This is a genomic window from Sporosarcina sp. USHLN248 (assembly GCF_037144575.1).
GTDB lineage: Bacteria > Bacillota > Bacilli > Bacillales_A > Planococcaceae > Sporosarcina > Sporosarcina contaminans.
On record NZ_JBBCZC010000015.1, the window covers coordinates 34,573 to 48,807 of the forward strand.

14 protein-coding genes are annotated in these 14,235 nt (G+C 43.5%); all 14 read right to left on the reverse strand.

What is annotated here, in order from left to right; translation table 11 throughout:
- Positions 1–9: 9 nt before the first annotated feature.
- Positions 10–2,112, reverse strand: coding sequence for a methyl-accepting chemotaxis protein (locus WFH04_RS07940; RefSeq protein WP_336823535.1), 2,103 nt, complete (start codon positions 2,110–2,112; stop codon positions 10–12).
- A 617-nt stretch (positions 2,113–2,729) separates the two neighbouring features.
- Positions 2,730–3,671: a malate dehydrogenase gene (gene mdh, locus WFH04_RS07945; RefSeq protein ID WP_336823536.1), complete on the reverse strand. Its 942-nt coding sequence runs from the start codon at positions 3,669–3,671 to the stop codon at positions 2,730–2,732.
- Positions 3,672–3,692: 21 nt separating this feature from the next.
- The gene (locus tag WFH04_RS07950; RefSeq protein ID WP_336823537.1) at positions 3,693–4,052 is read right to left on the reverse strand and encodes a BMC domain-containing protein; all 360 of its coding nucleotides are present in this window, start codon (positions 4,050–4,052) and stop codon (positions 3,693–3,695) included.
- Entirely contained in the window at positions 4,027–4,329 is a 303-nt protein-coding gene (locus WFH04_RS07955) for a EutN/CcmL family microcompartment protein (RefSeq protein WP_336823538.1), read from the reverse strand. The genes WFH04_RS07950 and WFH04_RS07955 overlap by 26 nt, the downstream gene beginning before the upstream one ends.
- Before the next feature lie 15 nt (positions 4,330–4,344).
- Positions 4,345–5,202: a phosphate propanoyltransferase gene (gene pduL, locus WFH04_RS07960; protein WP_336823539.1), complete on the reverse strand. Its 858-nt coding sequence runs from the start codon at positions 5,200–5,202 to the stop codon at positions 4,345–4,347.
- A gap of 61 nt (positions 5,203–5,263) precedes the next feature.
- Complete coding sequence (locus tag WFH04_RS07965; RefSeq protein ID WP_336823540.1) at positions 5,264–5,548, reverse strand: BMC domain-containing protein; 285 nt, start codon at positions 5,546–5,548, stop codon at positions 5,264–5,266.
- Positions 5,549–5,569: 21 nt separating this feature from the next.
- The gene (locus WFH04_RS07970) at positions 5,570–7,033 is read right to left on the reverse strand and encodes an aldehyde dehydrogenase family protein (protein ID WP_336823575.1); all 1,464 of its coding nucleotides are present in this window, start codon (positions 7,031–7,033) and stop codon (positions 5,570–5,572) included.
- A gap of 68 nt (positions 7,034–7,101) precedes the next feature.
- A complete protein-coding gene (gene eutL, locus WFH04_RS07975; protein WP_336823541.1) occupies positions 7,102–7,752 on the reverse strand; it encodes an ethanolamine utilization microcompartment protein EutL in 651 nt (216 codons plus the stop codon).
- An 11-nt stretch (positions 7,753–7,763) separates the two neighbouring features.
- Positions 7,764–8,747: an ethanolamine ammonia-lyase subunit EutC gene (gene eutC / locus WFH04_RS07980; RefSeq protein ID WP_336823542.1), complete on the reverse strand. Its 984-nt coding sequence runs from the start codon at positions 8,745–8,747 to the stop codon at positions 7,764–7,766.
- A 13-nt stretch (positions 8,748–8,760) separates the two neighbouring features.
- Positions 8,761–10,125 (reverse strand): ethanolamine ammonia-lyase subunit EutB, encoded by a 1,365-nt coding sequence (locus tag WFH04_RS07985; protein ID WP_336823543.1) that lies wholly within the window; start codon positions 10,123–10,125, stop codon positions 8,761–8,763.
- Between the two features lie 14 nt (positions 10,126–10,139).
- Positions 10,140–11,555: an ethanolamine ammonia-lyase reactivating factor EutA gene (locus WFH04_RS07990; RefSeq protein WP_336823576.1), complete on the reverse strand. Its 1,416-nt coding sequence runs from the start codon at positions 11,553–11,555 to the stop codon at positions 10,140–10,142.
- Positions 11,556–11,777: 222 nt separating this feature from the next.
- On the reverse strand, positions 11,778–12,287 hold the full coding sequence (locus WFH04_RS07995; RefSeq protein ID WP_336823544.1) for a EutP/PduV family microcompartment system protein: 510 nt from the start codon (positions 12,285–12,287) through the stop codon (positions 11,778–11,780).
- Positions 12,288–12,302: 15 nt separating this feature from the next.
- Complete coding sequence (gene eutS, locus WFH04_RS08000) at positions 12,303–12,644, reverse strand: ethanolamine utilization microcompartment protein EutS (protein WP_336823545.1); 342 nt, start codon at positions 12,642–12,644, stop codon at positions 12,303–12,305.
- Between the two features lie 23 nt (positions 12,645–12,667).
- A complete protein-coding gene (gene eutH / locus WFH04_RS08005) occupies positions 12,668–14,002 on the reverse strand; it encodes an ethanolamine utilization protein EutH (RefSeq protein WP_336823546.1) in 1,335 nt (444 codons plus the stop codon).
- Between the last annotated feature and the right edge of the window lie 233 nt (positions 14,003–14,235).

Consider the following 14,235-nt stretch of genomic DNA (forward strand, 5'->3'; position numbering starts at 1 on the left):
TCCTAGAACTTAAGATAGTTGGAAACGACCTACGATTTCGCGCAATTCACCTGCGATTTGTTTCATTCGATTTGTAGATTCTGCAACACGTTCAAGCTCGCTTTGCTGTGTTGCGGAAGATGCGCTCACTTGCTCTGCGGAAGCCGCAGTCTCTTCAGATACTGCAGACACACTTTGAATCGAAAGAAGTGCTTGATCTCGATGTGATAGCATTTCAGCAAGCTCTGACGAAAACTCTGCAATTGCTTCACTCATTCGCTCCGTCAATTCAGCATTGCGTGCAAAGGAAGCTTCCGTGCTTGAGACCGATTCGTTTTGACCTTCCATCAATGCTAAGTTAGAAGCAACGACTTGTACAGTTTGTTGAGATTCTTCTAAAATTTCCTGTACAGTTTTTTGAATCACTTCAGTTTCTATTCTCGACTGCTCCGCCAATTTGCGAACTTCCTCGGCAACAACCGCAAACCCTTTCCCATGCTCACCGGCACGCGCCGCTTCAATGCTTGCATTCAGCGCCAACAAATTCGTCTGTGCAGTAATATCGTGGATGGAAGCAATGACTTGATCGATTGAACTAATTTTCGATGCCAATGCATCCATTTGCTGACGAACTTTTTCATTCATTTCATTCATCGAACTATTGTGTTCACGCAAATTCTCTACTTCAGACATACCCGTTTCAGTTGAAGCAACCGTTTGATTCGAAAGCTCTTTCATATTTTCTGAAAGAGTGGATAATGCATTGATCTGCTCAGCTAAATCGGCCATTCTACGCCCAGTCTCTTCCGTATCCTCAGACTGCTTCGAAGCACCTTGTGCGATTTCGTTCGTCGCCAATGAAACCTCTTCACTGGAAGCGACAACTTCTTCAAACGCTTGATGTACCCTTGTCGTGGAATCATTCAATTCGATCGATGACTCACGAACTGCATGAATCGCCTCGTTCGTTTGGCGCAGCATATTATTATACGCAAGTGTGACAGCACCGATTTCATCATTGCCTACCTTGCTTTCATCGACATAATGTGTCATATCCCCTGCAGCCGCTTGTTCAATCGATGTTTGCAGCATTGAGAGTGGTCTCATCTGTTTGAAAATATACCAAGCCGTTACAGCCGCCATTAAAATTACCATTACAATACCAAAAATCACTGTCATGAGAAGGACATAATTAAAGGTTTCCATTATTTTCGACTTTTTAATAGATGTTTGCACTGTCCACGTTTCATCGATTCCTTCTAACATGATCGGTGCAAGAACATTAAACGCCATTTCGTCCAAGTTATCCGATTCGGCATATAACGAACCTACTTGCCCTTCGTCAAGCTTCGATTTCATTGCATCCCAGTCCAATAGACTACGCAAATCCGTGCCATTCAAATCCTCTGTTAAACTATTCGCTGTTATTTCACCATTATCCGTCAAGATAGTAGCGTAACCGCCTTCCGGTGCAATGGATGAGACTAAGTCAGTTAAGAATTCAACCGACAAATCTGTCGTCAATACACCGAAAAACTGACCATTCTTATCAATTAACGGTACTGAAATCGTCGTCATCGATATCGTCTGACCGCCTGCATCATACGAATACGGCTCAGTCAGCACAGCTCGTTTTGAGCTTTTAGGCACTTGATACCAGTCACCGTCTCCTTCCGTCTCATATCCTCTTACTGCTTCTATTGTAATTCCATCGCCATCTTTGTATAAGTAAGGAATGAAACGGTCTTCATCATCAAATAACCCTTTATCGGCATCATCGTCAATTGGAATGGAACCCTTTTCCAAAATCGCTGCCACACCCATTGCATCTTCATTCGATGCGAGATTGTTTTCTATGACATCTAAAACTTCTTCAGTTGTCAATTTTCCATCGGCTTGCAGTGTTTCAAAAATACGCTTCGTAGTATTCAAAATTTGATTCGTTTGACTAAATCTATTACTTATTTCTTTCGCATAAAAATTAGTATTTTCAATTGCAAATTCTTCAGCGTCATTTGAGCTCTCCTTATGAATAATAGAGCTTGTCGTAAATGTATAGGCGATAAAAAGGATCAAAAATAGACCGATAATCAGCCCCGACAATTTCCAAGCAATACTTCTCTGTTTCTTCAATTCAGTATCCTCCTACAAAACAATTCTAATCATCACAAAATCAATGCAACATAGAAATGAATGGATCTAAATCCGACTTTTACACGACGTACGAGCAGCATGCTCTTATCGAAATGCCCTATTTTACACATCAGAGCTTTTATACGTCGATCGTCTCAATGATATGTGCGCTTCAACTCTACTCACTTCCACAAATTCATAAAGGGAATTATGAGCGCAGAAAACTGCTTAAAAACGCATAATGCATCATAGAAACGCATACTACGTAAAAATTGCGCATAACTACTTCTGACACGCGCGGAAAGCAATGCAAAATCAGATACTTCTTAACTCAAAGGCGCGTGACTGTTAGTTAAGAAAAATTACCGTCATCCTACGGCATATGTACCTAAAAACAGCGAGATAAATTGCTTCAATTATCACCTTTCCTTATCCTCATTTCTTCATAAAAAATCAACAATAAAAAACTATTAATCTACTGATAATTATACCATTTTCATAACCGAAAACATAGCTAAATACCTAAGATAATGCTATTTATAGTATTTAAGTCCTCTCAATTTTTTCGACATGCAAAAAAGCATCCCATTCACCTTTCAAGGGATGCTTTTCAAATATTATCGATTACAAATATCGATCACTAACTGTACAGATTGCGCTGACTTATCAAGCGCCTTTTTCTCTTCTTCCAATAATGGCAATTCAATCACGCTTTCAATGCCATTGCCGCCTAAAACGGTAGGCACGCCTAAATAAATATCGTGATAGCCATATTCACCTTCCAAATAAGCAATGGATGGCAAAATGCGCTTCTTGTCTTTAATGATTGCTTCAGCCATTTCAACAAGCGAAGCTGCAGGGGCGTAATACGCACTGCCGTTGCCCAATAGGGAAACGATTTCTCCCCCGCCTTTTCTCGTCCGATCGACAATTGCCTGCAAACGATCCGCAGGAATAATCTTTTCAAGCGGAATGCCTCCCGCATATGAATAGCGGACAAGCGGCACCATATCGTCTCCATGACCGCCTAAAACGAACCCAGAAATGTCTTCAACAGAGATATTCAATTCTTCCGCCACGAATGTATTGAAACGAGCTGTATCTAATACGCCAGATTGGCCAATTACACGATTTTTAGGGAAGCCGGTTGTTTTATAGCAAACGTATGTCATCGCGTCTACCGGATTACTTAAAATAAGTACCGTGCTATCTGGAGCATAACGCTTAATTTGCTCAGATACAGCACGCATGATTTTCGCGTTTGTCGCTACTAAGTCATCCCTGCTCATACCTGGCTTTCTTGCAATTCCAGCTGTCACAATCACCATATCTGCGTCTTGAATATCTTCATAGTTGGAAGTACCAATGATTTTCGCATCAAAGTTTTGTACGGGGCCAGTTTGAAGAAGATCCAGAGCCTTCCCCTTTGTAGGGTTGACCAAATCAGGAATATCTACTAACACGACATCGCCCAACTCTTTTTGCGCAAGCATCAATGCAACTGTCGCACCAGTGTATCCTGCCCCGACAACAGCAATTTTATGTCTGCGAAAAGCCATATCCACTCATCCTTTCCGCGATTATGATTTCTTCGTTGTTTTCGGTTTTGAAGCTTTCGCAGGTTCCGCCAATTTTTCTTGCTTCTCGGCAGATTGCTGTTCAACCTTCTCATTAGGCTTCACCATTCCATAGACGGACTCATCCGGTCTTGGAATAACATGAGCGCCCAACAATTCGCCGACTCTTGCCGCAGCATCCTTGCCTGCATCTACTGCCGCTTGAACAGCACCAACATCGCCTTGCACGATAACTGTCACAATGCCGCCGTCGACTTTCTCTTGGCTGACCAATGAAACATTGGATGCCTTAATCATCGCATCTGCCGCTTCAATGGAGCCGATCAAACCTTTCGTCTCAATCATCCCGATCGCTTGACTCATCGTAATCGCCCCTTTCCACTTCAGTCGAATCAATGATTCCTATGATGACCGCATCAATAGGAATCGGATTATCTTTCATAATGTAACGCGAAGAGCCTCCGCTCGTAACAAGGACATCATCACCTATGCCCGCACCAATCCGGTCTGCCGCGACAAACTGCGTCTGGTTCGGCTTTCCGAAAGCATCCAAAGGCTGAACGATTAATAACTTCAATCCTTGCAAGCCATCTTCTTTACGCGTAGCCCAAACATTACCAATCACTCTTCCCATTCGCATGCGTCATCACACCTTTTACTTAATGGAAATCACTTTTCCGATCTCTCTTGCTGTATCTTTTGCAAGTGCCGTCACAATCGTTCCTTTATCGACAACGATTTCATCTTCTTGAATGGCACGAATGTCTTCATTTGAAAGCAATTTCTTTTTGAAATAAAACGCTTTTTTCTCTGGTTGCACCTGAACTTCATTATGCGTAGCAACTACGTCATTTGAACACTCAACACCCGGCTTTCTTAGCTTGCCGATTGTTCCTTGCGTAATAAACCCTGCATTTGCTTCGTCCGTATCTATATGCATTTCCAGTCGATAGCGCTCAGAGACTCGAATTTTCACTTGATTAAACGAGATTGGACGAATCCCTTCGACATCTATCGTAACAAAATCGCCGTCCCGCACGCCTAACCGGTCTGCGTCTTTCGGTTCCATATGAATATGGGATTGGGCGACAATTAGCCCTTCATCCAAATAAAGGCTGCCTTTCGGCCCGATCAACGTAATGCCTGCAGATCCCGCAATATTCCCGGATTCGCGAAGCGGTGGCTTGACGCCTAATTTCATAGCATCAGTCCAGCTCACTTCCACTTGGGACAATGAACGGGCAGGGCCAAGGATCCGCACTTTTTCGATGCTTCCCCTTGGACCCGCAATGACAACTGTTTCATTTGCAGCGAATTGACCCGGTTGAGACAAATCGGATCGTTTCGTCAGCTCATATCCTTTTCCAAACAGAACTTCAATATGCTCCGGTTTTAAATGCACATGGCGAGCGGAAACAGCAATTGGAATTTCATTGTTCGACAGTTTTGGCTCTTGCTTTTGAAGCTGGTCCATCACTTCTCCAACGATTCTTTCAATCAACTGCTGATCCATATTCATCCGCCTTTCAATAGCCGCCGATCATTGACGGCATTATCGTATCCGATTCTATTAATCAGTTTTCTTTAGGCAAGATCATTTCTAATTCGTTATGCGGTCTTGGGATTACGTGTACTGATAGCAATTCCCCAACACGTTGTGCAGCTGCTGCACCTGCATCTGTCGCTGCTTTAACTGCGCCTACATCACCGCGAACTAATACAGTTACGATACCGCCACCGACATGCACTTTTCCGACTAAGTTAACGCTTGCTGCTTTCACCATTGCGTCTGCTGCTTCGATCGAACCGATAAGACCTTTCGTTTCTACCATTCCTAATGCTGTACCTTCTCTATTCATGTTTGTTTCCTCCTAATAGGTTTATTTAGATAATTGTTTAACAATCTCACTCACTAAGTTTTTGACCATTTCAGGGTCGATTGAATCTTTTGTATCCACTTGGCCCATTACATGAGAAACGACTTGATCTTCTACAGATGCAGAAGTTTCTGTATGTCTTGGCAACTGGACATCTTTAATGCCATACGCCATGCGTTTCGTGTTCATTAGATGTCTTGCTGTAACGTTGTCCGAAACAATATTGCCACCGAACGAACCGCAGCCCAATGTAAGCGACGGCATAAGGCCTGTCGTTCCGCCAACTGCACCGACAGAAGACATCGTATTGACTAAAATTCTTGAAACCGGCATTTCAAGTGCGAATTCACGTGCAATCGAGTCCGTTTCTGTATGAATGGACAAGGAATGCCCTTTTCCTCCGTTTTCCAATAAACCGTGGCAAAGCTCCTTCGCATGCGCCAAGTCTTCCGCTACGTAAAGAGCGAAGACCGGTGATAGCTTCTCAAGAGAGAATGGCACGTCTTTACCGATTTTCGTTTCCATCCCGACGATAATGCGTGTATTTTCTGGAATGGAGATGCCAGCCATTTTCGCTATCGTTTGCGGGCTTCGGCCAACAATTTTCGGATTCACTTTTCCTGGAGCCGGGGAAACAACTTTTTCCATAATTGCTTTTTCTTCGTCAGACAGTATATACGCACCATTTTTCTTCAACTCGCGTTTTACTAAGTCCAAGACATGTTTGTCAACAACCATCGCTTGTTCAGTTGCACAAATTGTTCCGTAGTCAAAGGACTTACTGTTGACGATATCTTCCACAGCTTTGTCGATCTTAGCAGAGCGTTCAATGTAAACCGGGACATTTCCAGGTCCAACCCCATAAGCAGGTTTTCCTGAGCTGTATGCCGCTTTTACTAAAGCGCCTCCGCCTGTCGCCAAAATTAAGTTAATATCTTTATGCTTCATCAATTGCTGCGTAGCTTCCATAGAGGACATTGTCAAACATTGAATTAGACCTTCCGGAGCTCCTGCCGCAACTGCTGCTGCATCACAAACTTTCAATGCTTCATGCGTGCAGTTCACCGCGTATGGATGCGGGCTGACAACAATTGCATTTCTTGTTTTCAATGAAATCAACGTTTTGAAAAAAGCAGTAGACGTCGGGTTTGTTGTTGGGATAATCGCTGCCACGACACCGAATGGTGCAGCAATTTCTACCACTTTATTAATTTTGTCTTCACTAATGACACCGACAGTTTTCAAGTCTTTAATGCTTTCATAAACATCTCTTGAACCGACTTCGTTTTTAATTTTCTTATGGGCTGCAACACCCATTCCTGTTTCCGCTACAGCTAATTCACCAAGTCGAGCGGATTCCTTAAATGCTGCGTCTGCGACGGCTTTAACGATTTTATCCACTTGTTCTTGAGAATAACTCATGAATTTCTGCTGAGCTTCTTTTGCAGTTTTTACTGCTGTGCGCATTTCTTGCAGTGCCAATAAATCAGCATCGATTGCTTGTACCAAATCGATCACTCCTTCCTTCGCTCTGGTCAGTAACTGATCGGGTTCCTGGCCATGTTCATAACAGCTTCCCTAAAAGCGTCTGTCGCCGCTTGGCAAGAAGACTGGCTGCCCGTCAGCAGTCCGCCGCCAAAGTTCGTTTCAGACGGTGGGGAAAAGAATTCACACAATGTTACATCTGCCGCTTTCATGGCGGCATCTATGCCGACAATCGCTTCCATCGGCGGGGCGATTAAGTAAGATAGAGACTGCCCGACCGGAATACCTGCCACCTCAGCCAAGTAGCTTCCACAGCTTGAAACAGTGTGTGCATAAAGCACATGATCCGGATTGCCATTGATCGCCTCAAAATACGCGTCATGTTCCACAACGATGCGTATCGCATCTAGACCGCTTTTCACTTCTTCAGGAGATGGACCCGCAATGACGCCGATGAACTCTCCCGATAATGGACCGGAAGCATGTGCAGATCCGGCATAAAAACTTTTTGCATAGACGACTTCGACATCAGCTTTCTTTGTTGCTTCGTCGATGGCTGTATAGCCAACATCATCAATCGTCATCGTGACCAATCCGATGCTCCGTTGATATGGTTTCAACTCAAACTTCTTGGCAAGACCTTCATCCACATTCGGAATGACTTGCATCGCCAAAATGTCAGCTTGAATTTTTCCAGTCATTTGCAGACCTCCTATCCTTCTTTTTTCACTAAGGAAACGCCGCTCGCTTCATATTTCAGCACTTTTTGGATGACAGTACCTAAGTATGCACCCGCCTCAACCGGAGGAATGCCTCCTTTATGAATATTCGAGATGACCATCCGATCCGCTTCGATCGTGCCGATCCGGGGCTTATAGCATAGATAGGCACTTAAAGATTCTGCGGAGACCAACCCTGGGCGTTCTCCAATTAACATGACAACAACGTCCGGCTGTAGCATCTCTCCGATCTCATCCATAAGGGCAACCCTCCCCTTATCAATATAGAAAGGAGTACCTACTTCAATGTTCAAGTTGGCAAGGGATTGCTGCAAAGATAAAAAGACGTCTTTCAAGTTCTCTTCAATTGCTTTTGCACTCAAACCGTTTGACGCGACAATTTGGACAGTTGGGGCATGCTTGCATTTTTCTTTAACAATCGCTTTAGAGTCATCGGACAACCTTCTGCCTAAATCGGGGCGTCTAATATATTCCTCTTTATCCTTTACTTTTGAATGGACTTGGAAAAGATTCAATTGCTGCAGCAAATCGTCTGGCACTTCACCATAAACCGCGTCAACCGCAGCTGCATGATCCAATCTGAATTGCAGCCATGCATTCGTTTTCGGACGGGAACCGGCCCGGCCGACACCAACTCTTGCAGGAGTTTTCTTCCGCAACTCTTCAAGATTTACATGTTCTGCAGGTTGTTCTTTTCGAGCTACCTTGCACGAATCGTTTGTATTCACAGTTTTAACGGCTGGCGCTGCTACGTTCTTTTCTGCCGTATTGTGGAAAGTGACTTTTCCATCAGGTACTCTGTCTGCGGATTTTGTTTCGACCGATTGCCCTGCAGGTCTATCCGAAAACAATTTCACAGGCATTTCCCTATCGCTTGGGCTGGATTGCCCTTGCTTAGCCGTCTGTAATTTCTCGACAACCATCTTCGTAATTTGTTCAACTAACTGTTCATTCACAACCATCCACCTCCTATCGGTCGAAAATCGTCAAGTCGCCTGCGCGGGCGCTCAGACGGCCATCCTCGTAGATGCCCATTTTTTCAAGCCATTTCAAATAGTCCGGTGCGGGCGTTTTGCCCATTGTTCTTAAAAGCGTAGCAACATCATGATAGCTCATCGATTGATAGTTCAGCATGACGTCATCGCCCATCGGTGCAGCAATAATGAAATTCACGCCTGCCGCAGTTAGCAATACGCCTAAGTCTTCAATATCATTTTGATCCGCTTTTATATGGTTCGTATAGCAAATGTCTACACCCATCGGAATGCCATGCATTTTGCCCATGAAATGGTCTTCCAACCCAGCACGGATCACCTGTTTGCTGTTATACAAATACTCTGGCCCAATAAAACCAACGACCGTGTTGACGATGTATGGGTCATAGTGTCGTGCGAAGCCATAATTCCGCGATTCCAATGTAACTTGGTCGATTCCGTAATGTGCCTCTGCTGAAAGCTCAGAACCCTGGCCTGTTTCGAAGTACATTACTTGCGGCCCTGTACCAGTGCCTTCCTTCATCGCTAAGTCTTTTGCTTCCGCAATCAATTCCGCAGATATTCCGAATGAGCGATTAGCTGCTTCTGTTCCTGCAATGCTTTGGAAAACCATATCTGCAGGCGCACCTTGCTGGATCGCTTTCATCTGTGTCGTTACGTGTGCCAACACACAGTTTTGTGTCGGAATTTCCCATTCGTTAATGAATTCTTTCGTTGCATTCAAAACACGTTTGACACTCTCGACTGAGTCATCTACCGGGTTGACACCGATCACCGCATCCCCAATTCCATATGATAATCCTTCCTTTAGAGAAGTGATGATGCCGTCGATGTTATCCGTCGGATGATTCGGCTGAAGTCTTGAAGATAGCGTTCCTTTTTGTCCGATCGTAATATTGCAAGTAGACAGGATTTCGATTTTGTTTGCCGCATGGACTAAATCCAAATTCGACATAAGCTTCGCAACCGCTGCGATCATTTCAGATGTTAATCCTCTGCTTAAACGCTTCAGCTCCCGGTCACCTGTATCGTTGCTCAAAATATATTCGCGCAGTTCCGCAATGCTCCAGTTTTTGATTTCATTGTAAACTCTTTCGTTTATATCGCCTTCAATAATTTGCGATACTTCATCATTCTCAATTGGAATGAGTGGGTTGTTCCGAATATCGCTTACCAAAAGCTCACTGACAACCGCTTTGGCAGCAATTCTTTCTTGAACGGTTTCAGCGGCAATTCCCGCCAAACGATCTCCCGATTTTTCCTCATTCGCTTTCGCCATTACTTCTTTCAGGTCTTTGAACACATAGCGTTCTCCACCCAAAACTGTTGATAAATTCAATTGCAACCCCTCCTTTACGCCGAGTGGAATGTCAGCGTTTTCACGACTACCGGCACAACTCCTGAATCAAGTGACTTGCCGATGTCTATGTAATCGCCTGTTTCGACGTCGATTTGATCGATGCAAATGATACTTTGCCTAACATTCATCGCCGTCAATGTTTGCCCGATCACTTTTGCATGATCGGTTTGCACACATAGGATAATCGGCTGATCAGGGTCTGGTCGGCTTTCCATCATTTGAATAATAGCCTTTGCCAATGCTTGGATATCTTTGAAGCCCATATAAGGCAGCTCTGAAATATACAGCGCAAAATTTTGCCCTTCTTCAGTCGAGTCATATAGTGCAATCGCATGCTGGATCGCTTCGTCTAACCGATTCAATCCTTCCTGCAAGTCATGATGAAAACTATATTGATAAATAGGCACATTTTTTAAGGGCAGTTCATGTGATGCAACTTGGATCGTCGCGCCGCTAATTTCTGTCGTTTGAGTTCCTGCACCTAAAACAGTCGCCCGCACTGTCTCAATCGGCTCCTGCCACTGAAAAGCTTTAAGCATCTCGTTGTTCATCAATGAATTCGCCAGACGGATACCAATGTCATCATAATGAGCAACTTGTTCGTGTTCCGCTTCGTGGCGATACATACATTCCGAAATGCCGCCCGAAAAAACAATTGTATCGACATCTTCTTGCCAATTCGGCAAATGGCCTAATAATAACACTTCGTCTTCTGGACGAGCTTGACGATTCAAGATACGCGCAAGAGACCCTGCCATGAATTCCGTCGTAAACTGAACAGCCGTTTCGTTAATCGGCTCTCCTGCCTCCAAACTGATGTCATACGATTCGAGAAGCCTTTTAACAGGAGGTGAGATAGTTGAAACCCGGCCATTATTAAATTCGATGAGCCTACCACCGATATGCATCGTACAAGTGCCTAACAACTGTTTATCTTTATAAACAGCTATATTTGCCGTTCCTCCGCCGATATCGATATTGGCAATCACTTTCCCGCTCTTTCCAGAAGATTCATAGGCGCCAGAGCCCTTTGCGGCAATGATTCCTTCTAAATCTGGACCCGCAGTAGCAACTAAGAAATCCCCCGCCTCACTCGACAAATGATGCAGCATTTCACTCGCATTTCGCTTTGTCGCTGTTTCACCTGTTATGATGACAGCCCCTGTCTCGATTTGCGAAGGAAGGATGCCCGCCAGCTCATATTGTGAACGGATAATCTCTTCGATCCCTTCCACATCGATCGTAGAATAATCTTTTAAAGGCGTCCTGAATACTGGACTTTTATAAAGAATTTCTTTGTCCACAATTTCAATCCTCGGAACATGGGTCGTTCCAGCTGTATTCATCAATGAAAAGCGGCTAATGATCAACTTCGTTGTACTTGTGCCAATATCAATTCCGGCACTCATGATTGATTCATGTTTTTTACTGAAATTGCCCAAGGATTACACCTCGTTTCCCCATAATCATTTCCCGCAGTTTCATAAGTAGAACAGGCATAGGAAGAGAAAAAAAGACACCTTTACAACTCGAAGTGCCACATGGGCCCTTCAAGGAGTAAAGGCGTCTTTGCCGATTTTCATGAACTTGTATGACTTCAATATATCAAACTTACAAAGTTGTGTAAAGTCCTAAAGGCTGTTGCTACCAATGAATTTCAATTGCTCATCAGACGCTTCTGTCACATACTTTTGCAGCTCCGCCATATTATTTATTTTTATCAATTCCTTAAGATGATTGATCCCAGTGCCGGCTACAGAAGATGTAATAACGATCGGCCCCCTATGGATCACATCTTGCAACATGCGTACAGCGCGCTCAACATCTGCATCGGGATGATCACTCTTCGTCACAACCCCGATCGGCAGCTTCGGAATCCCCGAACTAAATCCCGGCGGAAAAATTGTTTTGCTATTAGTAGCATCTTGCAAATAAAAGATATGAGTCACTTCTAACGCCGTCGCCATAATGTTCTTATAGAATAACGGATTCTCCGTATATTCTCCAGGCGTGTCCACAATCCAATCATTGTAGACAAGTGCCTGTGTTTTAACAGCATCCGTTTGTTTGTCTAATAAAGCATTGGTCAGCGTAGATTTGCCCGCTCCGACAGCTCCGATCAACATCGCTTTGTTTTGCATGGCATGTACACATCCTTACGATTTCGTAATTGGTGATGGCGTATATCCCAACATTTCAGCCAAAAATCGATTGATTTCCTCCATCGCCATTTCGACCTCAGAAACACTGCCAACGATGACTAAACTTCCTGTAAATCTATCTAAGAAACCTAATTTCACATTTGCTGATTTAGTAGCCAAATCACCAGCAATAATAACCGTTTCACTTGGCGTACACGTCATAATTCCAAGCGCACCCGCTTCTTGAATGCCTAATTTCTGAAACATATCTGGATCAGGATTGGCGATAAGATGACTAAGCGTCAGTTGTTTCCCCGGTACAAATTCCTGTATAAACCGTTTCTTCTCTTCGCTCATACTTACACTTCCTTTATCCTATTTTAAGAGTTCGTCAATACTGCCTCGTTTTCTTTTACTTCTTTGTTAACGGGCTCCTCAACATTTTCCTCTTCTTGGCGTTCAGCATTTACTTCCTTTTTATCATCTTCAAGATATTCTCCTGGTCGAATGACTCCTTCTTCACGATCCTTTGCTTCAAGTTTCAATGCAGTCGGAACAGAAAGCTTGTACGCAATAGCAATCGCACAAATTCCGGCAATCAATTTACCCAAGATAACCGGTAGAATGATCGTTGGCTGGAAGTTTGCCGTAAAGGATAAATGGTCTCCTAAAAGGAATGCCGCACAAACCGCAAAGGCAATATTTATTACTTTATCTTTTGGCTTCATATCGCGAACTAATGAGAACATCGCCAAAATATTCGCCATAGTTGCCAAAATCCCTGCACTACCCGCAGAAGATAAGCCTAATTTGCGGCCAGCCGCTTCCAACGGTTTTGCACCGTATTTACGCAGCAAGTAAACCATCGGAAACGCACCAGCTAACATTATACCGATATTACCAGCTGTTTCAAGCGCGCGAAACTGGTCTTCCTCGTCTGCCATAATTGGATCGAAGCCCCAAGCGCCGAACAAAGAAGAAAATACTCCTGTGAAAACTTCGACAATTGAGAATACAAGAACTAACTTAATGGCAGCATCCATTACACGTCCAAAAATCATAAAGATGTTAATCATAGCACGCGGGAAGAATTTCAATCCCAACGCAATTAGCACTACAAATATGATCAAAGGTAATAAATTAATTAAGATTTGCAAAAAGCTAATCGTGAATGCATGATTCGAAGCTGCTGTTGTACTAATGACTTCACGGACATCCGTGTTGAAAATTAAAATTAATGATGAAGCAATGAAAGCCCCGATCGGAATTGTCAATACACCCGACATGACCCCTAATGCCATATATTTATGGTCGCGCTTATCTAACATCGCAAGTCCCATCGGTATGGAGAAGACGATTGTCGCACCAGACATGAATCCTACAACTAAAGCCATAACCCAACCTTCATAGGAGGTTTTTAGCGCATCAGCTAAATGATACCCACCCATATCCGATGCAAGAATTGTTGTAGCTGCAATAGCAGGGTCTGCTCCTATCGAATCAAAGATTGGACCGATAAATTTACTAATGAACCAAGTTAAATATGGAATAGATGCCATAATACCCGCCGCTGGCACAAAAATATGTCCAACTGCATGAATACCGGACATGAACTCTTTACCAAGTCCTTCATCCGGATTTTTAATTGCGGCAAATGCCCCTAAAACCGCACAGATCATAATGATCCAAACTATGACCGTTCCGATCATTTCCATTCAACTTTCCCCCTTTTTATAAGAATAACGAAAGGCTATTTTCAAAGAAAACGTAATATTTCCCTACACTTCACCACCTTTCCATTTCTTTGAAAAATCAACAGAATTTCTATCGAAAAACAGCAAAAAGACGCCTAAAGAAGACTTCTCTTTAAGCGCCTTTGCTTATGAATTATTCACTTCTATCAAAACTTAATTGTTTTATAAATGGATCCTTATTAAATACAAGAAAT